This window comes from Pseudovibrio sp. Ad46 (genome assembly GCF_001623065.1).
In the GTDB taxonomy this organism is placed as follows: Bacteria; Pseudomonadota; Alphaproteobacteria; order Rhizobiales; family Stappiaceae; genus Pseudovibrio.
In genome coordinates, this window is the sequence record NZ_LMCG01000084.1 from 43,978 (window position 1) to 69,691 (window position 25,714).

At 53.4% G+C, this 25,714-nt stretch carries 27 protein-coding genes; 6 read left to right on the forward strand and 21 right to left on the reverse strand.

Features of this window, described 5'->3' with window-relative positions; genetic code table 11:
- Position 1 precedes the first annotated feature (1 nt).
- The 5 genes from PsAD46_RS26875 to PsAD46_RS26895 all read right to left on the reverse strand — a co-directional run bounded on the left by PsAD46_RS26875 (position 2) and on the right by PsAD46_RS26895 (position 5,098).
- Positions 2-1,831: an ATP-binding protein gene (locus PsAD46_RS26875; RefSeq protein WP_063291804.1), complete on the reverse strand. Its 1,830-nt coding sequence runs from the start codon at positions 1,829-1,831 to the stop codon at positions 2-4.
- 88 nt (positions 1,832-1,919) lie between these two features.
- Positions 1,920-2,987: a molybdenum ABC transporter ATP-binding protein gene (gene modC / locus PsAD46_RS26880; RefSeq protein WP_063291805.1), complete on the reverse strand. Its 1,068-nt coding sequence runs from the start codon at positions 2,985-2,987 to the stop codon at positions 1,920-1,922.
- On the reverse strand, positions 2,980-3,684 hold the full coding sequence (modB, locus tag PsAD46_RS26885; protein WP_063308292.1) for a molybdate ABC transporter permease subunit: 705 nt from the start codon (positions 3,682-3,684) through the stop codon (positions 2,980-2,982). Before modB ends, modC begins: the two co-directional genes overlap by 8 nt.
- A complete protein-coding gene (gene modA / locus PsAD46_RS26890; RefSeq protein ID WP_063291807.1) occupies positions 3,681-4,466 on the reverse strand; it encodes a molybdate ABC transporter substrate-binding protein in 786 nt (261 codons plus the stop codon). The genes modB and modA overlap by 4 nt, the downstream gene beginning before the upstream one ends.
- Positions 4,467-4,633: 167 nt before the next feature.
- Complete coding sequence (locus PsAD46_RS26895; RefSeq protein ID WP_208982062.1) at positions 4,634-5,098, reverse strand: SRPBCC family protein; 465 nt, start codon at positions 5,096-5,098, stop codon at positions 4,634-4,636.
- Between the two features lie 104 nt (positions 5,099-5,202).
- Here PsAD46_RS26895 and PsAD46_RS26900 point away from each other — a divergent pair, with 104 nt between their 5' ends.
- Positions 5,203-5,889 (forward strand): YafY family protein, encoded by a 687-nt coding sequence (locus PsAD46_RS26900; RefSeq protein ID WP_063308293.1) that lies wholly within the window; start codon positions 5,203-5,205, stop codon positions 5,887-5,889.
- Positions 5,890-5,896: 7 nt separating this feature from the next.
- Here PsAD46_RS26900 and PsAD46_RS26905 read toward each other — a convergent pair whose 3' ends face one another.
- The gene (locus PsAD46_RS26905) at positions 5,897-6,793 is read right to left on the reverse strand and encodes an NAD(P)/FAD-dependent oxidoreductase (protein ID WP_063308294.1); all 897 of its coding nucleotides are present in this window, start codon (positions 6,791-6,793) and stop codon (positions 5,897-5,899) included.
- Between the two features lie 168 nt (positions 6,794-6,961).
- On the reverse strand, positions 6,962-7,450 hold the full coding sequence (locus PsAD46_RS26910; RefSeq protein WP_063308295.1) for a RidA family protein: 489 nt from the start codon (positions 7,448-7,450) through the stop codon (positions 6,962-6,964).
- Positions 7,451-7,594: 144 nt separating this feature from the next.
- On the opposite strand from PsAD46_RS26910, the gene PsAD46_RS26915 reads away from it, so the two are divergent.
- Positions 7,595-8,281, forward strand: coding sequence for a YafY family protein (locus PsAD46_RS26915; protein ID WP_084404550.1), 687 nt, complete (start codon positions 7,595-7,597; stop codon positions 8,279-8,281).
- Between the two features lie 171 nt (positions 8,282-8,452).
- On the opposite strand, the gene PsAD46_RS26920 is transcribed toward PsAD46_RS26915, so the two are convergent.
- The 5 genes from PsAD46_RS26920 to PsAD46_RS26940 form a co-directional block, all read right to left on the reverse strand.
- Complete coding sequence (locus PsAD46_RS26920) at positions 8,453-8,896, reverse strand: hypothetical protein (protein WP_063291811.1); 444 nt, start codon at positions 8,894-8,896, stop codon at positions 8,453-8,455.
- 51 nt (positions 8,897-8,947) lie between these two features.
- Entirely contained in the window at positions 8,948-10,558 is a 1,611-nt protein-coding gene (locus tag PsAD46_RS26925) for a GMC family oxidoreductase N-terminal domain-containing protein (protein ID WP_063308296.1), read from the reverse strand.
- An 83-nt stretch (positions 10,559-10,641) separates the two neighbouring features.
- Entirely contained in the window at positions 10,642-11,109 is a 468-nt protein-coding gene (locus PsAD46_RS26930; protein ID WP_063308297.1) for a DUF1203 domain-containing protein, read from the reverse strand.
- An 85-nt stretch (positions 11,110-11,194) separates the two neighbouring features.
- Positions 11,195-11,977 carry a tellurite resistance TerB family protein gene (locus PsAD46_RS26935; protein WP_063308298.1) on the reverse strand — a complete coding sequence of 261 codons (783 nt, stop codon included), beginning with the start codon at positions 11,975-11,977 and terminating at the stop codon, positions 11,195-11,197.
- Between the two features lie 183 nt (positions 11,978-12,160).
- Positions 12,161-12,628 carry an Lrp/AsnC family transcriptional regulator gene (locus tag PsAD46_RS26940; RefSeq protein ID WP_008551672.1) on the reverse strand — a complete coding sequence of 156 codons (468 nt, stop codon included), beginning with the start codon at positions 12,626-12,628 and terminating at the stop codon, positions 12,161-12,163.
- A gap of 135 nt (positions 12,629-12,763) precedes the next feature.
- On the opposite strand from PsAD46_RS26940, the gene hppD reads away from it, so the two are divergent.
- A complete protein-coding gene (gene hppD / locus PsAD46_RS26945; RefSeq protein ID WP_063308299.1) occupies positions 12,764-13,876 on the forward strand; it encodes a 4-hydroxyphenylpyruvate dioxygenase in 1,113 nt (370 codons plus the stop codon).
- 90 nt (positions 13,877-13,966) lie between these two features.
- On the opposite strand, the gene PsAD46_RS26950 is transcribed toward hppD, so the two are convergent.
- From PsAD46_RS26950 to PsAD46_RS26960, 3 genes are all read right to left on the reverse strand, one after another.
- Positions 13,967-14,458: a hypothetical protein gene (locus PsAD46_RS26950; protein WP_063308300.1), complete on the reverse strand. Its 492-nt coding sequence runs from the start codon at positions 14,456-14,458 to the stop codon at positions 13,967-13,969.
- 84 nt (positions 14,459-14,542) lie between these two features.
- Positions 14,543-15,130, reverse strand: a complete 588-nt coding sequence (locus PsAD46_RS26955; protein WP_063308301.1) for a hypothetical protein — start codon at positions 15,128-15,130, stop codon at positions 14,543-14,545.
- 85 nt (positions 15,131-15,215) lie between these two features.
- A complete protein-coding gene (locus tag PsAD46_RS26960; protein WP_063303929.1) occupies positions 15,216-16,484 on the reverse strand; it encodes an SLC13 family permease in 1,269 nt (422 codons plus the stop codon).
- A gap of 129 nt (positions 16,485-16,613) precedes the next feature.
- Between PsAD46_RS26960 and PsAD46_RS26965 the strand changes: the two genes are divergently transcribed.
- Positions 16,614-17,852 carry an MFS transporter gene (locus PsAD46_RS26965; RefSeq protein WP_063308302.1) on the forward strand — a complete coding sequence of 413 codons (1,239 nt, stop codon included), beginning with the start codon at positions 16,614-16,616 and terminating at the stop codon, positions 17,850-17,852.
- Positions 17,853-18,050: 198 nt separating this feature from the next.
- Positions 18,051-19,259, forward strand: a complete 1,209-nt coding sequence (locus PsAD46_RS26970) for an ROK family protein (protein ID WP_057460836.1) — start codon at positions 18,051-18,053, stop codon at positions 19,257-19,259.
- 100 nt (positions 19,260-19,359) lie between these two features.
- On the opposite strand, the gene PsAD46_RS26975 is transcribed toward PsAD46_RS26970, so the two are convergent.
- The 4 genes from PsAD46_RS26975 to PsAD46_RS26990 form a co-directional block, all read right to left on the reverse strand.
- A complete protein-coding gene (locus PsAD46_RS26975) occupies positions 19,360-19,926 on the reverse strand; it encodes a biotin transporter BioY (RefSeq protein WP_063290402.1) in 567 nt (188 codons plus the stop codon).
- 5 nt (positions 19,927-19,931) lie between these two features.
- Positions 19,932-20,549 carry an energy-coupling factor transporter transmembrane protein EcfT gene (locus PsAD46_RS26980; protein WP_063290403.1) on the reverse strand — a complete coding sequence of 206 codons (618 nt, stop codon included), beginning with the start codon at positions 20,547-20,549 and terminating at the stop codon, positions 19,932-19,934.
- Entirely contained in the window at positions 20,546-21,277 is a 732-nt protein-coding gene (locus PsAD46_RS26985; protein WP_063290404.1) for an ABC transporter ATP-binding protein, read from the reverse strand. Before PsAD46_RS26985 ends, PsAD46_RS26980 begins: the two co-directional genes overlap by 4 nt.
- Positions 21,278-21,870: 593 nt before the next feature.
- Positions 21,871-22,893 (reverse strand): prolyl oligopeptidase family serine peptidase, encoded by a 1,023-nt coding sequence (locus PsAD46_RS26990; RefSeq protein WP_063290405.1) that lies wholly within the window; start codon positions 22,891-22,893, stop codon positions 21,871-21,873.
- 139 nt (positions 22,894-23,032) lie between these two features.
- Here PsAD46_RS26990 and PsAD46_RS26995 point away from each other — a divergent pair, with 139 nt between their 5' ends.
- Positions 23,033-23,641 (forward strand): hypothetical protein, encoded by a 609-nt coding sequence (locus PsAD46_RS26995; protein ID WP_153040826.1) that lies wholly within the window; start codon positions 23,033-23,035, stop codon positions 23,639-23,641.
- A gap of 172 nt (positions 23,642-23,813) precedes the next feature.
- On the opposite strand, the gene PsAD46_RS27000 is transcribed toward PsAD46_RS26995, so the two are convergent.
- The gene (locus tag PsAD46_RS27000) at positions 23,814-24,335 is read right to left on the reverse strand and encodes a hypothetical protein (RefSeq protein ID WP_063290407.1); all 522 of its coding nucleotides are present in this window, start codon (positions 24,333-24,335) and stop codon (positions 23,814-23,816) included.
- Positions 24,336-24,944: 609 nt separating this feature from the next.
- Positions 24,945-25,319, reverse strand: coding sequence for an MmcQ/YjbR family DNA-binding protein (locus tag PsAD46_RS27005; RefSeq protein WP_063308303.1), 375 nt, complete (start codon positions 25,317-25,319; stop codon positions 24,945-24,947).
- Positions 25,320-25,714: the final 395 nt, after the last annotated feature.

Consider the following 25,714-nt stretch of genomic DNA (forward strand, 5'->3'; position numbering starts at 1 on the left):
ACTAAACTTCTTCTTCCTCAAGATCGCCGGAAGTCTCCGAGGCATCCTTCAGCACAATCACAAAGCATGCGCCGCCAAGCTCAGACTGCTCATAGCGCAACTGCCCTTCCAGATCCTCGATTATCTTATAGGCAATGGAAAGGCCAAGCCCCAATCCTTCACCCACATCCTTTGTGGTGAAGAACGGATCAAAAATGCTAGCAACAACATCCTCTGGCACGCCGGGTCCGTTGTCCTCAAAGCGAATGATCACCTGCTGCTCATGATGAGAAACCGAAATTCGGATGCATGGTTCATCCTGCGCTTTCATGGCATCCAGTGCATTGCTCATCAGGTTCATCAGCACCTGCGCAAGACGAACCTGCCCAGCCAGAACCTCAATGGATTTGTCGTCCTGCACCACCTCAGTGTGCACGCCCATCTGCTTGCAGCGTGGCCCCGTCAGCATCAACACTTCACCAACAACGGCAGAAACCTTCACCGGAACAAGGTCACGTCCCGCTTTGCGGGTGAACCCTTTCAGGATCTGACTGATCGCCGCCATCCGCTCCACCATGGCAACAATCTTGCCTAGGCTCTTCAGTGCGCGGTCTGACTTACCCGTCTCAATCAACACCTGCGCGTTTTCAGAGTGCGTGCGGATCGCACCCAGCGGCTGGTTGAACTCATGAGAAAGCGCAGCAGACATTTCGCCCAGTGTTGCCAATTTGGCAGACTGCACCAGACTGGCCTGCGCCTGTTGCAAGCCTTTTTCTGCGGCCTCACGTTCTTTCACTTCCTGTGCCAGCAAAGCATTCATGGTGGAAAGCTCACGGGTACGCTCATGCACGCGCTCTTCCAGCCGCGCCGCATAAACCTTGTCCTGCCGGATACGTTCCAGCAAACGCCGCCGCCGCTCACCCGCCATCCAGAACAGACCACCACTCACAACACACAGCAGCAAAGCCACCAGCGCCGCCCAGATGGACTGTTGCCGAACCTGAGAGGTATCGGCAAACAACACCACCTTCCAGTTCAGCACAGGCAGCTCCTGCTCAATCATCTGGAAGTTGGGTTTGTTGAAAGGCGGGCTTAATCGCACAAGTTGGAAGTCCAGATCATACCAACGCTGCTCAATCACCCCATTGAGAGTAGCAGATACACGTCCGCGTCGCGTCGTGCGCTGTGCAAACAACCGCTCTCCGCGCCAACTGGATTGGTTGGTAGCGACCACAATGCCGTTTTGATCAACAGCAACAAGACGATCCTTTGAAAGCGCCCAGGATTGCTCAACCCCTTCAAGACTTACACGAACCGCAATAAAGCCGTAGTCCTGCTCCCCCTGCCGAACCGGAGCGATGAACACATAGCTGGCAGGCCCACCACTGCGGGAAAGAACCAGTTGCCGCCCAAGACGCCCCTGCCGCGCAGCTTGCAACGCATCCGCATAAGAGGACATGCCCTGTTCCGCCATACTGGCGTTGTCGATCAGGTTGGACGCAACAATTTGGCCGTCAGGCTTCTGGAACCAGACCTCCTGCGCGCCAGACATCCCTGCAATTACCTTGGCAACATTCTGCCCGCGCTCATGTTCATCATTGGCAAGGATCTGTACGATGTCAGAGCGCCGCGCCAACAACGGTGGCAGCAAGCGATATTTATCGAGGTATTTCTCAAGCCCTGCCGCCTGCACAGACAGGGTCGCCTGCCCACGCGTTTGCAAGTCTGCCAGATAAAACTGGCTGCTCAACTGCATCGCGACCCAGGCAACCACAAGCGCAAACACAGCAAATGTCACCAGTGCAACACTGGAGACCCGCTGCCATCGCTCAGATCTGCTTGTCCTGTTCACGTCGCTTGTCCGGTTTTGAATATAGTCGTGATGCCTCCCGAGACATCACCAAATGCGCTTAATCACTTACGGTGTAACCCGTGTTCGTTCACTGGTCTAGCGCAACACTTTTGATCAAAGCAAATACCTGTTGTCCGGCAGCTAGTTGCAACTCATGCACAGAATGGCGTGTCAGCCGCGCCCGCAAATGCTGCTCTCCAACACGGCAATCCACCTCGGCATATGGGCCGGAGGTCTCCGTAATGCCTTCAATCACGACAGAAAGTACATTGCGGATGGAAGCTTCATCTGGCGCTTTACGCGCAAGAGCAACATCCTTGGCCTTGATGCGAACACGCACATCCTGCCCCACGTTCCCCAACTGCCCCGGAAGCTGCAATGTCTGTCCTTCCAAACCAAATTCAGTGATCTGCCATTGCTCATCATAATGGTTCAGCGTGGCAAACAGCAGCGAGCCCGCGTCCGGCCCGCTCGCCAACTGCGGCAGTTCCAAATTGCTCAGCATCTGCGCAATCGGTCCATGCGCAACCACATTGCCAGCGTCCAGCAGCACCAGCGTATCCGCCAGCTGCTCAATTTCACCAAGGCTATGGCTCACATAGAGCATCGGAATGCCGAACTCGTTCTTCAGCTTAAGAAGATACGGCAGGATCTCCGCTTTACGCGAAGCATCCAGCGAGGCCAGCGGCTCATCCAGCACAAGCAGCTGCGGTTTGGACAACAACGCCCGCCCAATCGCCACACGCTGCTTTTCGCCGCCGGAAAGCCCATGAGGCCGGCGCTTCAGCAAGTGAGAGATCCCCAGCAGCTCTGCAACCTCACCCAGACCAACAGCAGATTTCCGCCCCGCTGCCCACTGGCTATAAAGCAGGTTCCGTTCCACATTCATATGCGGAAACAGGCGGGAATCCTGAAACACCATGCCCACACCGCGCTGCTGAATTGGCATGTTGATGGAAGCTGCCCGATCAAACACAACACGCTCGCCCAGTGCAATGCGTCCATGATCCGGCGCGCTCAAGCCCGCAATCATGCGGATCAACGAGGACTTGCCAGCACCGGACTTGCCGAAGATTGCCGTTATCCCGCTGTTCACCGCAAACTTGGCGGAAAGCGAGAAGTCACCCAACCGGCTGGCAACATCAACCTCAATCATGCTGACCTCCCAACTTGCGGGAAAGCCGCCGCGAGATTACCTCGGAGAACACCAAAGCACCAATGGAAACCACAACTGCAATCACAGTCAGACGGATCGCTCCCGCATCACCGGAAAGGCTCTGCATCTCGGTATAAAGCGCAAGCGATAACGTCCGCGTCTCTCCGGGAATGTTGGAAACAAACGTGATCGTCGCTCCAAATTCACCCATAGCCTTGGCAAACCCAAGGATCGCACCGCTCAGGATACCCGGCAGTGCCAGCGGCAGCGTAATCAGCAGAAAGGTTTTGAGCCGAGACGTACCCAGCGAATGCGCCGCTTCTTCCAGCTGGCCATCTGACAGCTCAAAGGAAAGCTTCACAGGCCGAATGATCAGCGGAAACGCCATGATCCCAGCGGCGAGAGCAGCGCCCGTCCAGCGGAAGGCAAACACAATGCCAAACACATCCGCAAAAAAGCTGCCCAACATGCCTTGCCGCCCAAACAGCACCAGCAGCACATAACCTGTCACCACAGGCGGCAGCACAATCGGCAAATGCACCAAGGCATTCACCAGCGTATAACCAGGAAACTTCCAGCGGGCGAGAGCATAGCCGAGCAGAACCGCAGGCGGCAGCGCAATCGCAATTGCAAGGCTCGCAACCTGCAGCGACAGCTGGATAGCTGCCCATTCTGCATCCGTCAGATAAAAGCTCAATAGCCGCTCACTTTGAAACCATGAGCCTGAAAGATCTTGCGCCCCTCAGCACTCTTCAAAAATGCCATGAACTCTCCGCTACTCTTGGAGTGCGTTAAGGTCAAGGCTCCCGGAATCACAATAGCACGATGACTGTCCTGCGGTATTTCCGCAAGCACCCGCACACCTTGCTCCACTTTCGCGTCAGAAGAATACACCAGCGCCATCGGCACCTCACCTCGCGCAGCAGCGGCCAGAGCAATACGTACATTCTCCATCGGCGCCACACGCTGAGCAACACTCTCCCACAAACCGAGATTAATCAGCGCCTCTTTGCCATAGCGCCCGGCAGGCACCGTCTCCGGCTCCCCCATCGCCAAACGCCCATCCGCCAAAGCAGCTTGCAACGCTTCCGGCTTCAGCTCAACCTCTTCAGCGCCCAGCGCTTCAGAGCCAACCAGCACAAGCCCGTTGGAGGCCAGCTCCACAACACTGCCCTCCACCAGCACGCCATTCTTCACGGCATACGCCATCCACTCATCATCCGCTGTCACCAGCAAATCAGCAGGCGCACCGGCAACAACATGGCGGGTGATGGTCTGCGAACCACCAAAGGAAAATTCGGTCTTGGTGTTGTGGGTTTGATCAAACTGAGCACCGGCATCTTCCAGCACATCCTTCAGGCTGGAGGCTGCAAACACCAGAATACGCTCCGGCTCCTGCGCAAACGATACAGCCCCACCGCCAACAACCAGCGCGAGGCTTACAACAGCAGCAGAAAGAAAACGCCAGAAACCAGTCACAGCCAGAATACTCCATTTCGCGAGTCCGGCTTGAACTATAAGGACCTAACCCACCCGAACCACTGACTCATATCAAGGCCCACGTGGGTTTCGTCAAGCATCTTTCTTTCTGAAGCGTATCCCGAGAAACTGAAATCCGGTTTCCAAAATAAGATACGCTCAATACTTTACGCCGCGATTGCACGGGGGGATTTCACCTTCTCGGCAAGTCCTTTCAGGTTGCCATCAATAACCTTACCCGTCCCACTTTTCACGAGCGTTTGGCCCAACAACCACCCCAACGGCCCGTACTTCATACGATACTCCAGATACCAGATGATCTGGGATTTCCCACCGGCATAAGACTTGATGCAAATTTCCGCTTGCGCTTCTTTCAGCGGTAAAGCCTCCATAGAAGAGAGACGCACCCGCATTCTGTGATTAGGCTCCCATTCCATCACTTCCTCATCAATGAAGGTGCCATTCTCAAAGTGGCAACGCCGCGCAGAACCAACACCATCAGCTCCTTCGGTCAACGCCTCAACAGACTTCACAAGAGGGGCAAACTCATCAAGGTCCATGTACCGGCCAATCACATTCCAGATTGCTTCCGGACTGGCATCAATCACCATCGTTCTTTCGCAGCGTATCATCGGTTTCTCCTCAATCATCTCAAACATCTTGCTTGGTGCTGAACCATTGATACAGTGGCGCTGCTGACACCGTTATGGCAGCAGCATGACAGCAGGAGCCCACAATGCGTCGTACGGACCGCCTTTTCCACATCATCCAGATTTTGCGGTCAAGCCGGTCTCCTGTGACAGGACGTGCTCTTGCAGACGAACTCGAAATCTCTCTACGCACGTTGTACCGTGACATGGCAGAGCTCATGGCCCAGCGGGTGCCCATCACCGGAGAAGCCGGAACCGGCTATGTGCTGGATGATGGCTACGACATGCCACCTTTGATGCTGACCGCAGATGAGTTGGAAGCAGCCGCTCTTGGAGCCGCATGGGTCGCAACACAAGCAGACCCGGCCCTTGCGCGCTCTGCAAGAGATTTAGTGGCCAAATTGTCTGCTGCCGTACCACCAGAGCTGCGCCCGATTATTTTGGATGCTGGCCTCAAACCCATCGCAACAACACCAGCCCCTGATGAGCGGTTCGAAGGTGTCATCCTGCGGCGTGCTATTCGAGACCGCACCAAGCTGCAACTCACCTATAAGGACGGCAGCGATAAACCAACCACGCGCATCATCTGGCCTCTGCTCATCGCCTACCTGAACAAAGCCCGTTACATCGTAGCCTGGTGCGAAACCAGAGAAGATTACAGGCATTTCCGAACAGACAGGGTTCACTCTATGGAAGTTCAGCACGACAGATACCCCGGACGCCGCAAGGCTCTCATCAAGGGCTGGGAAGACGCAATGGCGTCAAAACACTAAGCTTCACTCATACGCCCGACATCTGCGGATCGATCAAAGACCGGTGCACCTGCATTCCGGCCCAAACGCCATCCCCAACAGCAAATGAAACGGAATGCGGCACACGGGCGACGTCGCCACAGGCAAAAACACCGCGCACAGTCGTCTCCTTGAACTCAGAGGTCACAAGCTGTTGCCCCATGGAATGGTCCTCCAACGCACAGCCAGCAGACTGAGCAAGCGAGTTGGACGGATACGTATTGGAGACAACGAAAATGGCAGAGAACTCAAGTTTACGGCCATCCTCAAGCACAATGTCGGCAGTGCCCTCAATACGACTGATCTCAGTATCGTTGAGAGTAACGCCTCTACGAAGCAGATGTGCGCGTTGCTCATCTTCCAGTGAAGACGCACCATTCGTGAAGAAGGTCGTCGCCCCCCATTCCGGCATAATCTCAGCTTGATGCAGTGAGACGGGATTAAAGGCAATCACAGCGATTGGCTCATTGTTCAACTCGTAACCATGGCAATACGGGCAATGCAAAACCGACTTGCCCCAACGCTCTGCCAAACCCGGAATATCGGGCAGTTCATCACGAACTCCCGTTGCAAGCAAAATACGATGTGCGGTGAAAGCCTCGCCTTTGTCCGTGCGCACGCAAAACGCACCAATCTCACCAGAGAACTCCTGAACCGTTCCGTGATGCCAGCTCAGATTAGGATAAGCCTCAAGCTGCTGCTGCGCCTGTCTCCAAATCTCATCAGGCGGCACACCATCTTGCCCAAGAAAGCCATAGGCATGCTCGGCAAATCGATTTCGCCTCTCACCAGCATCAATCACCAGAACAGACCTGCGCGCCCGCACCAGCTGCAAAGCAGCCGCCATTCCGGCATAACTCCCCCCAACCACAATCACATCATGCATGCTCAGAGACCTTTACTGCTGGCGTTCGGTTCCTCGGCTCCGGCAATGATGCCTCAACTTCTGCAAAGGCATCATTAAACGCTTCAGTTAGGGACTGCTCTGAGAGGAATAAGAGAGCTTCATCGCAGCTGCTCACGCATCCCAGAGGAAACGCGTGCCTGGCAAAAACTATGGAAGAATAACAACCGCTTCCACTTCAAACAGCATCGGGTCAATTGCCAGCTTAGGAACAGGAACCAGCGTTTGTGCCGGCAGCGTTTCTCCAAACATCTCCATGACATTCTGAGTCAGCACACCAAGTTTCGATGGATCATGGTCCACCACATAAACGGTGAGCTTGGCAACTTGAGCTGGTGTGGCATCAAGCGCATCAAGCACCTTTTTCAAATTGGCATAAGCCTGTTTAACCTGTACCGAAAACTCTGGCGAATAAGCGCCTTTATCGTCGGCCCCACCTTGCCCGGAAACATAAGCAACCCGCGCACCAGCTGGCGCAACCACGGATACGCTGTAGCCATGGGCAGACGGATCATAAAGGCTCTGGGGATTGACGATACTAAGTTTATCCGCAGTTTCAGCGACTGAAGTGCTGGTTGAAAAACTAGTAGACATTGCGAGGAGTCCTCCAATTACAAAAATATTCTTTAGGTGTGACATGCCCGTCTCCATGGCCAGTTTCCTGGAACTTGATGTGTTAGCTCTGTGCTGCACCTAAATACGAAAGAGCTCCTGACAATTCTTGTCAGCATGGTTATACTTAAACTCAATCATGCGTAGACATGTTGAAACTGGAGACTGTTCGTGAGCCGCTCTGACCGCCTAATTCGCCTGATGCAAGTCTTGCGGCGATTGCCCTCACCAGTGACGGCATCAAGGCTGGCTTTGGAAATGGAAGTCTCCCAGCGCAGCATCTACCGAGACATTCAAAGCCTTCGGTCCTCCGGCGCAATCATCGATGGGGAGGCAGGCTTTGGCTTTACGCTGACAGAAGACCCCTCCTTGCCACCAATGCATTTTGAAGCCGACGAGGTGGAAGCGCTGGCTCTTGGCCTGCATACCGTCGCCAAACTCGGCAACATAGAATTCACGTATGCAGCACAAAATGCTTTGGTGAAGTTGGAAGCAAGCCTTCCGCAAAGCATGCGCCAGCGATTGCGGCATGCAACCGTCGGCAGCCACATCTTGCGCAACACGCCCACATCCGAGGCAGACTTCCCCGGTCTTCGCGAAGCAATCTGGAATGAACAGGTGGTGTCTCTGAATTATCTGGACCTGAAAGACCGCCTGTCAAAACGCAAAGTCTGGCCGCTCACCATCTACTTCTTCAGCGAAGTGCAGGCTCTGATCTCCTGGTGTTGTTTACGAGAAGATTTCCGCATGTTCCGGCTGGACCGGATCCAGTCAGTCGATTTCCTGGAAGAATCCTTCCGCCCCAAACGAGTAGGCTTGCTGCGCGATTACTTCGAGCGCGAAAAAGAATGCGAGTAACCGAAGTCGCCCTCAACTTTGCTATCAAAGCACTCAATCATACAAGTGAACCCATCTCCTCCGAAGGAGCCTTAAAACTCAGTCAATGAAAAGGCAATGCTAATACCTCTCATTGAACTCCGATTCAGGATGCTTCAGAACTATGGCTTGATTGTTAGCACTGCTTCTTACCTATGGAAATCTTATCCCATAAGCTAAAAGCTTCTCACGAGCAGCATCAACTGCTGCTTGGGAGAACTTGTCAGCAAACTCCAAAACAACATATTCACCCGTAAACCGTGCTGCTCCGCCTTCCACGAGAGCCATAAAACCCGGAGTAACCTTGTTGTCGAGCGCCCAGTCGGTCAGAGTCTGTATAGCTCCCTTCGATGCTATCTTGCGTCTCGTATAGCTTGCTTTTTGCTTTCGTCCATGCTTTTCCCGCAGCGTCTCTTCATAGGCTGCAACCGCTTGCCACAAACGTCGCTCAATTGGATCGTCGTGGTCTATGCCTTCTAGCTCATACAATCGTTCACGACAGGCATCTGCGATATCATCACGGTTTAGCCTTTTGGCATTTTCAAGAAGCACGCGAAGTGAAACAGGATCTGTCATAGTCCTTGGATCAGCTGGCATCTTAGGTAACCCCTCCCCGATTTCATTGAAATAAACGAATCCAATCCCCTCCTAAGCCACCACCACCGCGTTTTTCCGGTCCTCGCGGATCATATCCGATGCCTTCTCCGCAATCATAATTGTCGGAGAATTGGTGTTGCCGGAGACGATGCGAGGCATGATGGAAGCGTCAACAACGCGCAGGCCCTCAACGCCTTTCACCTTCAGACGCTCATCAACCACCGTGCCCATGGAGCAGGTGCCGACTGGGTGGAAGATGGTGGTGCCGATGTCCCCCGCTGCAATAGCAAGGTCTTCATCACTGACGACATGCGCACCCGGTAGATACTCCTCCGGCAAAAACTCGGCCATCGCCCTGGTTTCCATGATTGTCCGTGTCAGGCGCAAACTGTCAGCTGCCACACGTCGGTCACTCTCGGCAGAAAGATAGTTTGGCTGGATCTTTGGATGTGCAATTGCATTGCCGGACCCGATATGAACACTGCCGCGAGACTCTGGCCGCAAATTACAAACACTCGCTGTAATCGCCGGAAATTCGTGCAGCGGATCGCCAAACTTATCCAGCGACAACGGCTGAATGTGATACTCAATGTTTGGCGTCTCATAAGAGTTGTCAGAGCGCGTAAACACCCCAAGTTGACTTGGAGCCATGGACATTGGACCAGACCGGCTCAGCGCATACTCAGCCGCTATCTTCGCCTTGCCAATCAACGAGTTGGCTCGCTGGTTCAGCGTAACAGTGTTTTGAACCTTATAGATGCTGCGGATCTGCAGATGGTCCTGCAGGTTCTCGCCAACCTGAGGCTGATCCAGCACCATGTCGATGCCATACTGGGTCAAACGCTCTCCAGACCCAATACCGGACAATTCCAGAATTTGCGGCGATCCAATGGCCCCTGCACTCAGGATAATCTCTCCTGTACAGGCAGCAGAAGTCATTTCCCCGTTCACCATCATGCAAACACCAGTCGCGCGGCGCCCGCCAAACACGAGCGCAGTCGCCTGTGCATTGGTCAGAACCTTCAGGTTTCCCCTGTTCTCAGCAGGCTTCAAAAACCCCTTGGACGTACTCCAACGCACGCCCTTGCGCTGGTTCACCTGAAAATAGGAGGAGCCGAAGTTGTCACCGCCGTTGAAGTCGTCAATTTTCGGAATGCCCACTTCCTCGCAAGCATCACGGAAACGGTCAAGGATCGGCCACGACAAACGCTGCTCTTCAACGCGCCATTCACCACCTTCCCCATGCACCTTGGAAGATCCGGCATAATGATCCTCTGACTTCAGGAAGTACGGCAGCACATCATCCCAGCCCCAGCCAGTCAGACCCAGCTGGCGCCAGTTGTCATAATCCTGCGCCTGTCCGCGCAGATACAGCATGCCGTTGATGGAAGAGCACCCGCCCAGAAGTTTGCCGCGCGGATAGTTCAGCTTACGCCCATTCAGCCCCGGCTCCACCTCGGTCTGGAAACCCCAGTCCATACGCGGATTGCCCATGCAGTACAGATAGCCAACGGGGATATGCACCCACGGATGCTTGTCGTTGCCGCCAGCTTCCAGCAGCAGCACCTTCACATCCGGGTCCTGAGAAAGTCGGTTCGCAACAACACAGCCCGCTGAGCCAGCCCCAACCACGATGTAATCCCAGGTTCCCAATGCGCGCATGCCGGCCCTCCCAAGCCCTAAGTCTCGATGCGGCCTAGGATAGAAACTGAGCGGGAGGTTTGCACTAGTAAGATATGTTTAGATCACCCACGATGAGCCACCGCTGCAAAGCACCCACGCCGTGCATAATGCATTTGAATATAAGAGACATCCGGGTTCTCAAAGAAGCCCTCTAGCATCGGTTTGATGTTAGCCCCTTGCGCGATATCCGCTTCAATCATCATGTGGTTTGCATCAAACCCGCGCAGTGACAACAACCGGGAGGACAGAGACACCGGAACCTCATTCTCATAGGGCATTGCATCCACTGCATTCTCGCGCACAAAAATCGCATGGGACGCTTTGTAGGGCGTGTCATTTGGCTGGTAGGCATAGTTCAGTAAAAACACCCGATCCCCAACCTCGGCATCATCCAGTGTGACACGGCACGGAAAGCCCGGCTTCTCATCAGCCACATAAACAACCACATTACGCTTTGCCAGCTGCTCTTCGCTCAGGCCGTTCAGCGCGTCAAACTCGTTGGATTTCAATCCGGAAATAAAAAAAGCCATAGGTCACTCCTCAAGTTGGGAGCAACCTATGGCCTTCCGCAAACCGTAACCACCCGATTTGCGAGCAATTCAAATATCAGCGCATTCAGGCCTGCGCTTGAGCCGCCGCAATCGCCTTGTCCAACTCCGTAACCAAACCACTATCCAGCTCCAGCCGTGCGGCAAGCATCATCAGATAGGCCTGCTCGGCAGGTAGGTTCGGGTCAATCGCAAGGCGTGATGCAGTGTAAATTTCAGCAGCCGTTTCCGGACAGGTCGCAAACGCCACCACGCGGTCAATGTCCAGTGGCGCGCGCATCTCATCCAACACGAACGCTTTTTCTTCAGCACCCAGGCCCAGCTCATCCAGCTTTTCAAAGATGCGCTGCATCTCGTCACCGTCTACAGTGCCATCCGCTTTGGCCGCCTGGATCATCGCAACGATCAGCGCCATAGCAAACTCTTTGGCATCACCATTCCCTACATCCGGATCAAACGCAGTGCCAGTCGGGTCCGGCAGGGCGAGCGGCTCTGGCACCGGTACAACAGTTGCGGGAGCCGCCTGAGCCTGAGCTTGCGTCTGCGCAGAACCATGAGGCGCAGCTGCACCGCCGCCGCCATTGTTCTTACCATCTTGCCATGTCTGGAATGCTTTGTAGGCAAGGCCACCAACCAGCGCCATGCCACCGTATTTCACGGCCTTTTTGCCAAGCTTCTTGCCCTTCTTGCTGCCAAGAAAGTATCCGGCCAGGCCACCAGCAACGGCACCGCCAGCAAGTCCGCCGGCATTGTTTTTGATGTACGACTGCCCTTTGTCCAAAGCACCACGGGCCTGATTGCCACCGTTGGAACCTAAGAACTGATCAAGAAGTGCCTTGCTGTCGAACATCTGTAAACCTATCCCTTTGCTTTTGGACGTTACCCGTCAAATCTCTATGGAGATGGGAACCCAAAGTTTTCACTTCAAGATGCCCTATCTCGCAAAAACACAACCTGACGAAATTGTAATGTTTGAGAGCGCACTCCCGAAAAGTGGACACCGGTTTTCGGATTAGAGTACGCATCAGTTAATCTACTGCCCAAGCGGCAAATGGTTGTCGTCCCTCAGCGTATCCATCGCGATGGAGCTGCGTACGTTCTGCACCGCCTCATGAGGCAGCAGATCATTGTTGATCACCTCACTCAAGGCCTTCAGATCTTTCACCCGGATCTTGAGCATGTAATCCATGTCCCCCGTCATAGCGTAGGCTTCCTGCACGCTGGGAATAGTGCGAACCAGATCACGAAACAATCTGGCGTTCTCCTTGTTGTGCGTGGCCAGTGCCACCCCAACAAACGCCATCACATCCAGCCCCAGATACTCTGGCGAAAGATCAGCCTTATAACGACGGATCACCCGCTCCTGCTCCAGCCGTGTCCGCCGCCGCGAAACCTGCGAGGCAGAAAGGTGAATCACCTCCCCCAACTCCTGATTGGTCTGGCTGGCGTCTTCCTGCAGCGCTGCAAGTAACTTAAGGTCAAACTGGTCTAGCTCAATCATCATTCGCACCAAATCAATATATGACGCACAATTTGTGCATATACTGCGTGATTTTACGTAAGAATGCAAACCTGTCGCGCCACAGATATTTCAGAATGGTTCTAAATTAAAATCGCCTTGTTTGAGGAGGAACAAATGGGCCCATTTCCGCATGATGCAGGACCAGCTGAGATTACAGCAGAAAACCCTGCTGGCACCGACGGCTTCGAGTTCGTTGAATTTGCCCACCCAGAGCCGGAAAAGCTGGACGTCCTCTTCTGCCGCATGGGCTTTGCACCTGTTGCAAAGCATAAGAGCAAAAACATCACGCTCTACCGTCAGGGTGATGTGAACTACATCCTCAACGCAGAGCCAAACAGCTTCGCCTCCCGCTTCATTGACGAGCACGGCCCATGCGCCCCCTCCATGGCATGGCGCGTTGTTGATGCACAGCAGACCTTTGAGCATGCCATCAACCGCGGGGCGGAAGCCTACACCGGCTCCGACAAAACCCTTGATGCACCCGCAATCAAAGGCATCGGTGGCTCCCTGCTTTACTTCATCGACAAGTACGGCGACAAAGGCTCTGCGTACTCAGAAGAGTTCGACTGGCTGGGCGAAGCAGACCCCAAACCAACGGGCAAAAGCTTCTATTACCTCGACCACCTGACCCATAACGTCTATCGCGGCAACATGGACAAGTGGTGGACGTTCTACCGCGAACTTTTCAACTTCAAGCAGATCCACTTCTTCGACATTGATGGCCGCATCACCGGCCTTGTCAGCCGCGCGATCACATCCCCATGTGGCAAAATCCGCATTCCGCTGAACGAGTCCAAGGACGACACCAGCCAGATCGAAGAGTACCTGAAGAAGTACAAAGGCGAAGGCATCCAGCACATCGCTGTGGGCACCGACGACATCTATGAAGCCACCGACAAGCTGGCAGAAGATGGCCTCAAGTTCATGCCAGGCCCACCACAGACCTATTATGACCGCAGCGCCGAGCGCGTAAACGGCCACACCGAGCCACTCGACCGCATGGCCAAACACGGCATCCTCATTGATGGTGAAGGCGTCATTGGCGGTGGCATGACCAAGATCCTGCTACAGATCTTCTCCAAAACCGTCATCGGCCCAATCTTCTTCGAATTCATCCAACGCAAAGGCGACGAAGGCTTCGGCGAAGGCAACTTCCGTGCCCTTTTTGAGAGCATAGAAGAAGACCAAATCCAACGCGGCGTCATAAAACACGACGCAGCCGAATAACTAGCAGGACCCACTGCTGAAAAAAAGACCGGAAGCACGGGGGGCTTTCGGTCTTTTTTGTGTGAACTTGAAACAATGTCAGTCAATCACCTACTCAGATTTCACACTGCAATCACGGAGTGTTGTGTTCTTATACCACTCTCCTATTTTGCGTTTGGCTTCAAAAGCCAGATCAAGCGCTAGGCACTCTAGTGGCGGGTAATCAGCATCTGACAAGGAGTAGAAGATAAACTGTGTCACATTTCCAGTATTCATCGTAGCCCAGACGCTTTGACTGACAATTGGCTTGTCAGGCACATCAAGTCTCTCGAAAATCAAAGGAAGTTCCTTTGCCCCAGCTGCACTTGGCGCATCACTCCAAGTGTTTAAAAAATAGACAACAATATCTGCGTCACTCAGTTGCCTTGATCTGAAGGATCCATCTATCTCTGGGTTCGTTTGCTCAAGAAGAGCAAAAAAAGCGTCATTTTGAGATGGGCTCATATTAGATACGATAAGGACGCGTTTCTTAGCAGCCTCTTCACCGGCCGCCACTCCACCCATCAAAAGAAACGCCAAAAGAATAAAACACAAACTCCGCATCAATAATTCTCTTCATTTACTTTAGTAGGAGCCAATCCCAAAAACTTCTAATATCAAGGACAGAACAACAAGTTGGGCATTAATCTAGTGGTGGTTTGCAACTGCGATCGTGTCATAATGAACACCGCTAAAGGTCTCACGATCTTGGGACAGAACTAATGTCTTAAGCACGACCCCTAACTTTGGCGAGTAATACTTCTCTAATGTAATTGGAGCCTTTCCTTCCAACTCCAAGCGATCCTCTACACGCCACGTGTCATAAACGCATTCACCAATTTTGACTTCCGCCATGTTCAGGAAAGAAAGCTTAACTGCTCCCCGATATATTTCTTTCATCCCAGAATACAAAACGACCTTCGAAGTCCAGCTTCCCAGGTTCCTTAGATCATCCAACTGAGAAACCTGCTCAACGTACTCCGTGGAATACGTCCGTTGAGAACTGATCCGCTTCCCGATTGCGAGCGCATGTGGAAAAACAGAAACTACTTTATCCTGCGTAGGTTCGAATATGTCCTCACGTTCTTCAACAACCCCTTCCGTAGTCCTCTTTAAAACAGCAATAAACAAAGGGCTTTTTCTTGTAAGTTTAAGCCCGCTTTCAAACATCTCTTGTGGACAGGCCGCAGCAACATTCATTGCAAAGAAGAAAAATAAAATTGTCCATCTAAGCATTTTAACCTCATCAATAAACAACAAGTAATAATGTATGTCATAAACATATTGAGCCAGAATAAGCTATTCAACCAAAGCCCAAAAATCACCCCACACCCAACCACGTCAGCCCCACAATCCATCCGTAGCTCACCAGCACGCAGAACACCGTTATCGGGAGCATCCACCAGCAGAATTGCCAGAAGGTGAAGGGGGTGGCTCCGAACTTCTCGGCTTGCTGGACCACGATAACGTTGCTGGCAGCGGAGATGATGAAGAGGTTTCCGGCCACGGTGGAGATGGTGGAGAGCATCATGAAGGTGCCCGTGCTGCCACCATCCAGCAGCTTCAGGTAAAGTTCCACCACTGGCACGTTGGAGAATAGCTGGCTGGCCCAGAAGCTCACCACAGCAGTTATCGTCAGGTCTGCCAACTCCCCTTGCAAGGAGCCAAGCAGGTATTGCAGGGAGCCGGATTGGTAGAGTGAGCCAGTGACGATAAACATGGCCACAAAGAAGATCAGCGTCGCCCAGTCCACCTCCTTGAACACCCGCAGGCGCTCATCTCCTGCCAGATAGATCGGCAGGCAGGACAACAGCCCAACCCAGCCAAACGGCAGCGGGCCAAGGTGAAAGTACGTCCGCCCCAAACTGTCGCCCGTGATGATGCCCACCAACAGCAGGGCAGAAATCATCGCAGGCCATTGCCGACGGCTCACTTCAACCGCCTCGGCCTGCGTCTCCACATCCTGTGAAACCAGTGCACTCTCATCTGATCCATTCTTCTTCACCAACTGGTGGAAGCGGAAGAACACAGCCACAAGGCAAATCACCCCGGGCACCAGAGCCCACACGATAAACGTGGCCAGCATGTTTGGAAAATTGGCTGCATTCACCACCAGAATGTTCTGCGGATTGCCCACGGGAGACACCATGGAGCCCACCGTTACCGCCGCACACAACGCCACCAGAACCACCGCCAGCTTCCACTTGAACGCACGGCTTAAAATAATCGCGATGGGTACACCAATCACCGCCGCCGCATCATTGGTCAGCACCGCCGCACAAATCGCTGAGGCCACAATGAACCACAGCAACACGAGGCCAGCATTTGCCCGCTTCAGCAGCATATCCGCGATTTCCTGCGAAAGGCCGGTGTCATACAGCGACGAAGCAATGCTGAACACGGCAAACAGATAGAAGATCAGTTGCCAGTCCACCGCATGAAACGCAGCCACAGGCCTGATCTCCCCCAGCACCAACAGCACAATCGCGCCCGCCAGCATGATGTGCCAGATCCGCACCATGGGCGGAAGCCATTGGCGTACGGCAATTCCGAGGAAAATGAGGGCGGAAACAGCAAGAGAAACCGACATGCCCCACCGTAGCCACCGTGATTTGACAGCAGCTTAACCGCCACTTCGACAATAGACCAAAATCTTTGGGGGCTTAGAGAGAACTCTCACCTATTCTCAACGCAGATCACGCAACAGTCCAGGGTCTCCATGAAACTCAACAAGGCAATGCTTTCGACGAACTTCTTCGCCGGCGATGTCGTGGGTGGAATTGGACCTTATCTTGCAATCTACCTGCTCACGGGCCTGCAATGGTCCCCCGGCAACATCGGCATGGTCCTCGCCATTGGCTCGCTGACAACCGTCGCCTTGCAAACACCAGCTGGCGCCTTCATCGACAGCACCCGCAAAAAACGCCTGCTCCTCGCCTCCTGCGCTTTGCTCATCGGCTTCGCGACCATCTCGATCCTGCTGTTCTCGCAGTATCCGGCGGTGATTTACATTGCGCAGATCTTCATGGGCATTGCCGTCGCCTTCGTCGGCCCCTGCATCGCCGCCATAACTCTGGGCATATCCGGGCCAGACCACTTCACTGTGCAAATGGGTGCCAATCAGGCAGCCAACCATTCCGGCAATGTGTTTGCCGCCCTTCTGGGCGCAGGTCTCGCACTGTGGATCTCGGCAGAAGGCGTATTCTGGCTTGTTGCCCTCATGGCCGTCGGCATGGCCATCAGCATCGGCATGGTCAGCGGCTCGGCCATCAACCACAACGCAGCCCGAGGCGGCTTGCACCACACTCCCAACGATGGCGATGAACCGTCCACCGTCAGCACCATACTGGCAGACAAACGCCTGCTCACACTGGTGCTCTGCGTGTTCATGTTCCATTTCGCCAACGCAGCTATGCTGCCACTGGTCGGGCAAAAGCTCTCGGTCAATTCCAACGTCAACATCGGTGTCGCTTTCGCAGCAACCTGCATCGTCGTGGCACAGTTCTGGATGACCATCATGTCCATCATCTGCGCTGCCAGAGCCGATATATGGGGCCGCAAGCCACTCTTCCTGCTCGCCTTCTTCATTCTACCCATTCGCGGCATGCTGTTCATGTGGCTGGAAGACCCCGTCGCACTCATTTCCGTGCAGTCACTGGATGGCATCGCCAACGGCATCTTCGGTGTGATTATCCTGCTCATCGCTGCAGATTTGACCCGGGGCACAGGCCGTTTCAATCTGGTGCAAGGCGCCCTCGCCGCCGTGGTTGGCATTGGTTCGGCTGCATCCAACCTGCTTGCTGAAGAAATCGTCCAGTTTTTCGGCTATTCTCCCGCCTTCATCACCCTTGCCGTTCTGGCCTTCATCGGCGGCACCATGTACCTGTTCCTGATGCCAGAAACTTTGCCGGCTCAAACAGACGAAGATGACGGAACAGCACCTCAACAAACGAGCTAGGACTTACGATTAGGTCACCTCAACTTTCGGGTGAAAACGCTGATTTATACGATTACTCTCTTTATTTACTGGTCCTCAAATACTTATGCTTATCTCGCAGATAAAAGAATGCGCTAGAAAACAAATGTTCAGGGCCTAAGGCGTGAATACAAATGAACGCGGACATGTTTTGAACACACAGTGCAGGCCAGTACTCGAATGATCGAAAAAGCCAGTAGAGAGCAGGTACGTCGTCAAAACCGGTTCGTGGTGTTGTCCACGTTGCGGCGTCACACCACTCTGGCCCGTGTCGACCTTGGCCGGCTAACAGGTCTTTCTCTAGCCGCCGTCACTTCCATCACCGCAGATCTGAAGGACCGCGGCCTGATCACAGAGGTGGAAGAGCAACCCAATCCGGATGCCAACACCCGTGGCCGCCCGCGCACCTATCTGCGTCTGCGTGATGATGTCGCCCATGTGGTCACAGTCAAGCTCTCGGTAGACCGTGTTTCGCTTGCTCTGGTGGACTATACCGGCCACCAGCATGCCGAAGCCAAGTTCATGGTGGAATCCTCAGATATGGGCGGCGAAGCATTCATCGCCCTGCTCGCCCGCCACATTAAAGCGCTGATGAAAACAGAGCCGCTTCGTGCCCGCAGCGTCATGGAAATCACCGTGGCAACGCAAGGCATCGTCGGCAAACGCAACGGCTCCATCATCTGGTCACCCACCATTGCAGAACGGCAGGTGGAACTCACAGCCAAGCTCTCCAAAACCCTCGGCATCACCTGCACGCTTTACAACGACACCAACATGATCGCCGAAGCCCTGCACCGGCAGGATGCTGAGAAATACAGCGGTAACTTTGTCGTGGTGTATATCGACCGCGGCGTTGGCATGGGCATCTTCATCAAAAACGCGCTCTACCGTGGCGAAACCGGAGCCGCAGCTGAATACGGCCACTCACCCTTTACGCCAGAAGGCGCGGCATGCAGATGTGGCAAGAAGGGCTGTCTGGAAGCCTACATCGCCGACTATGCACTCTATCGCGAAGCGCAGAAGCTGCCCAAGGAAACCTCTCCCTCCGCCATGTTCTATGGGCCGGAGTACATTCAGAACCTACGCGCAAGAGCCCGCATAGGTGAAGCGCAGGCGCAAAAGGTCTTCACAGATGCAGGTTTTGCATTGGGCGTCAGCCTCGCCCGCACCATTTCCTTGCTGGACCCAAGCCGCATCGTCCTCACTGGCAAAGCCATGCAAGCCTACGACCTCTTCAAGCACGGCATGAACAAAGGGCTGGAAAGCGGCCTGCTGGCGCCACTGCTGGATTCAGTGAACCTTGAAGTCCTGCCATGGGACGAAGATTTCATCCTCCAGGGCCTCCTCATAAAAGCCCTGAAGCATCTGGATGAGGCACTGATCCATTAAGGCGTACTCCCGAAAAGTGGCTCCGGTTTTCAGATACGAGTACGCACGAAAAAAGCCGGCCCCAAAGGAACCGGCTTTCTCAAAACTCGCTTGAGCACGATTAGTTGCGGGACAGCATTGCAGAAGGCAAACCGCGCGCAATTGTGTGTGCAACAACAGCAGCAAGAGCAACCTTGATCAGATCACCCGGAAGAAACGGCAAACTGCCAACCATGATGGCTTTGTCGAGTGTCATACCAGCTTTATAGGCCAGCACCGGCACGCCAAGCGCATGCACCACAACAATGCCGCCAATCACGCCGGAAACAACCGCGCCAAACACTACATTCATGTTGCGCATAGCTTTCATGATCGCACCAGTGACAATCGCGCCAACAAAGTAGCCTGCCAGATACCCAGCTGTCGCGCCATAAAACACGCCGATGCCGCCACGGCCACCGGCCAGAAACGGCAAGCCAAGCGCCACCAGAAACAGCAGCAAAGCAACAGCAAGCCCACCACGCACCGGACCAAGCATCATGCCAGCCAGCATCACACCAAGCGACTGTGCAGTAATTGGAATTCCACCAGCAAGACCCAGCTCAATCTTGGGCACCAAACCCAGAGCAGCAATCAGCGCCGCATAAAATGCAATCTGAACAAGAGAACGATCGCTAGACATAGTCATCCTATCTATTTCTTATCACGGTCAAAGCCGTCAGCCCCACCTCGGGCTGTCAAAGCTTCGGCAACATGATCTGTCATTTTAATCGCGTGTAACGCAAATGGGGCAAGCAAGCGCCAGCTGTTGGCGTGGGCTGTTCTGGCTTTATACGCTTCTTGCAGCGACGCATAAACCGCCAGCAGCACCGGAACAAACCGGATAACCAAGGCTACTGCCAGCGAGACGCGTCTTGGGGAGATGCCAAACACACGCAGAGGCCGGAACAACGGTTCAACCGCATCCATCAAGGCCTCCATATGTGTTGTTATACTAATAAAGTTGGCAAGGAGCACCATCGCCAATAGACGCAACACAGCAATAATGCCCTGCTCAATATCGCCTAAAAACACATGCACCAGAAAGATGATCCCCATCATCCAGAGCAGTGGGCGAACCACCTTCACCTTCTCCAGCCCCCGCCGGCCAAGCGTCGCATACAGCGCAACCACAAACACCAGCAAAGCAGCAGAGAACCAAAGCGTATTGAACGGAATGATCAGCAGGCTCAGCACAAACAAAAAGATCAGCTTCACTCTGGCAGGAAGCTTGTGCGCCCAACTGTTGCCCGCCATGTAAAGAGAGATCATGCGCGCGCTACCCCTTCAAAATGAAGGTCCACACCAGAAAGCTCATGCGCCTGATAGTCTGCCAGCACATCCGCAGGCACACCAAACTGCTTGAGCTTACCGTCTTCAATCCAGAGCACTTTGTCATAGTCACTCAGCGCATCCAGCTCATGGCTGACAAAGAGGATCTGCTGATCCAGCTTCTCCAGCTTCCGTCGCAGTGCTGCTCGCGTCCGCAAATCCAGACTGGAAAACGGCTCATCCAGCACCAGCAGTTTCGGCTCCATGATGAGCACCGCCAAAATACAGATCAGCTGCTTTTGACCTTCAGAAAGCTCGTGAACTGGCCGCTCTCCCAGCTGCTCAATGCCATGGTCTCTCAACAGCGCAAGGCTCTGCACCTTTGCATCCGCTTTGCCCACCCCAATCTGGCGCAAGCCAAAGCTCAGCTCTTCCAGAGCGGTCGGAAAGATCAGCTGATGATCCGGGTTCTGGAACACAAACCCAGTCACCCGTGCCAGCTTCTTGGCCCCTTCCTCAGCAGAAACACCGTGAACCAGCAAAGAGCCTGCACTCACCGGCAGCAAACCATTCAGGCTGCGCACAAGCGTAGACTTACCAGACCCGTTCCGACCAATAATCCCAACCCGCTGATCCGGCAGCGCAACACTCAGATCACTGATGATCGTCGATCCGCTCCGATCAATGGAAACATGGTCAAAATTGATTGTTTTTGAAGTGTCGTTCACGCCGCAATATCACCAGCCAAAGGAGTTGCACTCCTATACACAATGCAGCATGCCAACACCACGGAAATCTAAGAGATCATGGCTGACCATCACGGCTCGACAAGCCTCTTCCTATGTGTCATGTCCGCGACCTTTTCAGCAAATCATCAGCTCAGAAGCATTGCATGCCAGCAGAGCAGTCCACCAATGCCCTTGTTGCTAACCATTGAGACCAAACGCAGATCAATATCAAACTCCAGCTGAGAAATTCTCACAGTATGTTGCCGCGACCAGTTGAATCCACCGCCATTAGCGGAAATTCAAGCGTTTCCATCTGGGGTTGAGGCAATTCTTTTAGAAGTTACCGCGGGCGTTTTCATGAATACTTTTCGGTAGGACCTATGTGCTCACTTTTGCTGGATGTGTCACGGGTCGTTGAGCCTATTTGCCAATTGCTGCGGTCTGCACCAATATCGGCTGTCTCGGCTTGGCGGTGGGCATGGAACGTTGAATCAAGTCGGCAATTCTACGTCAATTCAGTAGGTATCAGTGTGCCGCATTGAAAGATGGCAAGGGCATCTGTACCCCCATGCTCAGATGCCCCATGGAGTGCCTCAGTTTAATTCAAAGTGATCCGCCAAGGCGTCGATAATGGTGTTAAGCACCTGAGTTCGATCCGTCCCCACCGGGTCGGTGCAGACAGGATCGTCTTGTTCTTCGATCAGAAGAGCTTCACCTGCGGGCTTACACAGTCCAAGTGCTGTAAAATGCGTAGCGGGTGCGATAGTCTTAACAGAAGCCTGCGGCACCAAAGCCTCAAAATTGCTGCCCATGGCGCTCGTGTCTGTCGCATTGAGCCTATAGGCTCCTTCGCCCAACCCTATAAGAAGAAGCGGAACCGTTACATCCTGCACATCCTGCGGCGCAAGATCCCAAGTTAGACCAGGATCAATAGCGGCGACGCCACTGATACGTGGATCCCTGTAGGATGCCTCATACCTGTCTTGATCGATTGCCGTGATGTCGACGCCTTCGGCTGTCAGTTCAGCGCAAAACTGTGACCCTGCACCCGCAGCTTTGCAATAGTCGAAAAACCCGTCCCGATTGCCTTGGACACCTGCAAGTGAAAGGGCAGTCCATCCTCCGTAGGAAAGGCCTGTGGCATAGATCCGTGTTCCGTCGATGATGGGTGCGAAAATCGGATCTTGTAAAACATAGTCCAACGCGGCGGACATGTCTTCGGCGCGAGTCCAATGGTTGAATGCGGTGTCGAAGTCCAAATCAAAAGTTGTACTGCTTGGATGGTTTACCGCCACAACGATCGCCCCTTTGGAAGCCAACCCTGCGCTGAGCCACGCCATCCGAGCGTAATTGCCACCCCAGCCATGTGAGAGAAGAACGACTGGGTATTGTCCCTGTATTGGCTCGGCGTCTTTGAACACAGATGTTCCATAGAATATCGCATTTTCAGCAAACACGGTCTGGTGCTGACCCACGGCAGGGAACATGACAGCCATCTGCATCTCCTGGTCATGATGGGGAGCCGCTATAGTCAGCTCGTTGAGGCCGACATCTTGTGCTGCGATTTCAGTGCCAGCAGAGAGGATCGAAGCGAGGGCAAGGACAGTAGTTTTCATGGAGTGCCTATCGGTGAAGTGGTTTGAATGTTGACACCTTCATTCAAACGCTGACGGAATTTTATTCGACCTGAATCCGGTTTAAGGTCACGCAGATCAGGATTTAGGTCCTATTAAGTAAGGAAAAGGACCTCGCCTGATGCCAGTTCTACTAATACCCATGATTATCACTCTGCTGCTACTGGGCCTTATTTTGCATCCTGTGCTAACTCGCGGGACGCACGCAATCAGAAATAGCAAGAACATAAAACCGGCGAGGCCCTGCACTGAGAAGAATACCGGCAAATATGCCATCAAGCGCTTTACTGCGCCCGTAAATGCCAACGCCTTTACGAAGGACTGCAATGGGCTCAAAAAGTCATACCTCATAATTTCTTATGCCTTTGATGCCTCTCTGAACAACGTCAGCGGCGAGCGCATTATTAATCTCGGTTGCGGGGAAGACAACAACACCCGCAAGCTGACAAGAGCAGGTGCTCACATGTCTGGCGCTGATCTTTCAGAGAACATGGTCGCCCATACAATTGCCGAGGAGCAAAAAGCCCCATTAGACATTACCTACGCAACCAGCTCCTTCAGCTCCAACACTGGCTTTCCTGGCGAAAAGACGAGGGAAGAGAGGCGACAGATCTGGTTGTCTCCAAGTACTTCGACCAAAGACACGTCGCAGATCAATGGAACTTCGCCCGGCGCGGAGACCAGTCAGAAATCCAGCGCTTCAGCGTACCCAGATTCCCTTGCGCCTTGAGCGATTATCTAAATCCCATCATCAAGGCAGGTCTTCAAATCAAAGAGATTCTGGGCCCCGAACCAACAGAGGATGCGATCCAGCAGGTGCCACGCTTCCACCGTTAGAAAGATCTCTCGGCTTTCCTACTGATGGTCAAAGCCACCATGCCTGAAATCGCATAATCTAAAAGCTAGGCCAACACATCCCGCAGGGAGATCAGCCACGTTTTCACCTCCACAGACACCTTGGCATGGTCCAGCCCCTCAAAGGCATCCCAGCTCCAGCCGTTCTCAGGGCACAGCTCATCCAAAAATGCATGCAGCTCTTTTTGCTTAGCATCAGGCAAAGGCAAGTTGGCTGCATGCCTCAGCAACAACACCTGCTCCTGAAGCCGCAAGAACACCCAGAAGGCTTCCATCATAGGCCGCAGCAAATGCGGCTGCGTCTGCCATGTATTACCGGAAAACAGACCCTGCGTGACAATCGGCCCAGCTCCATGACAGTGAAACTGAACACAGCCCATGTACCCGGTCGTCGCCAGATCAGAATGGATCTTGCAGGTCCCACAGCTCTCAAGATTTCGGCAAGGCTCACCAGCAGCTTTATCAAAAGGGAAAACACTCGACTTATCAAAGGCAAGCGCCACACAGCACAAGGCAGCGCACTTCTCGCAGTCAGCTTTCAGCCGATCATCAAGTTGGTTCAGATCCATAGCGTCTTATTGGCACAAAACACAAGCTAGCGAAAGCAATCTCAAGTTTCGGGTAGATAGGGAGTGTCTCACTCTTAAGCGTGCTCCATTTGATTGGTTTCTATCAAATGCCAAAAATTCGATAAACACAACGCTCCAGAGCATGGCATATGATGCTTCGTGTATTCAGCACCGAGCACCGAGCACCGAGCACCGAGCACCGAGCACCGAGCACCGAGCACCGAGCACCGAGCACCGAGCACCGAGCACCGAGCACCGAGCACCGAGCACGAATGATCGCAATGCTACGCAAAGACAAGCTTATGAGTAAAGAAAGATCCTCAGAGGGGGATAACTTTTATTAGCGGATGCGAGCGCAACATCTGAAAAACCGGGCATAAAAAATAAGGCGAATTCCACGGGGTAAACATATGCCCGCTAGGCGGTTCTATGATAGAACCTCCCCCGTTCAAAATTAAATGCATGCGGTGCAAAAGCCAGACACAAAACCACTCAATAAGAACCACGAGCAACGCACATTTCGCGCAAATAACGCAAATCTGCACAAAAGAACGCAAACCTTAAAATCAGCACGATCAGTTATTCAGAGCCCCACGTGATCAGACACACTTAAGCTGCAACAAACCCAATCTCTTTCTGCAGCTTCTTGGTCAGCTTCCTCGCAATAATGCTATGCGCCTCGCGAACATAATCCTTGATGTCTTCATCAGCCATCGCCTGCGCAGTCTCAATCTGAACCCACTTCGCCCGAGCCAGATAAGGCGCCGGAATTATGCCCTCCTGTTCCGTCAGAATCTGATAGGAAAGCTCTGAACACTTAAAGCTGATCTTGATCCCTTTCATCTCAGGACGGTCCTCTCCCCAGTTAGAGCAAATCGCAAAGATCTTCCCTCCAACCTTCCAAACCGAAGCATTCCCCCACTGAATGACATTGCTCGTCCCAACCAATGACTTGCAATAATTATCAAATTCATCCCGCGTCAATGTAGTCTCTCCCTAGCAATCAAAAAAAGGCATCAAACACAGCCGATAATTGCAACGAAGATAACACAATCAAAATCCAATTCGGTACCCGTTCAACTAACTTTCAGATTTGGCAACCGATAAAGAGCACCCATCACACACGCTCACTCTTATTAACCCCAGGTAGCGCAAGAATAGTTCCATCTCTTTTGTAGTCAGCAAACAGCGTAGAGCAGTTACGGATTCAATCCCGCCGATTACGTCCTGATGCACAACTGGCCCCGCATTTCCTTCGAAAGCGCAGCAATCATAGCGGCACAAATTCGAGTGCAAATACCAGCAAACGCAGATAGCCGCGCAAAGCCATCCCAGTTGCGGTTTAGTTCACTCACGCTGCCCACAGCACCAGCTCATAA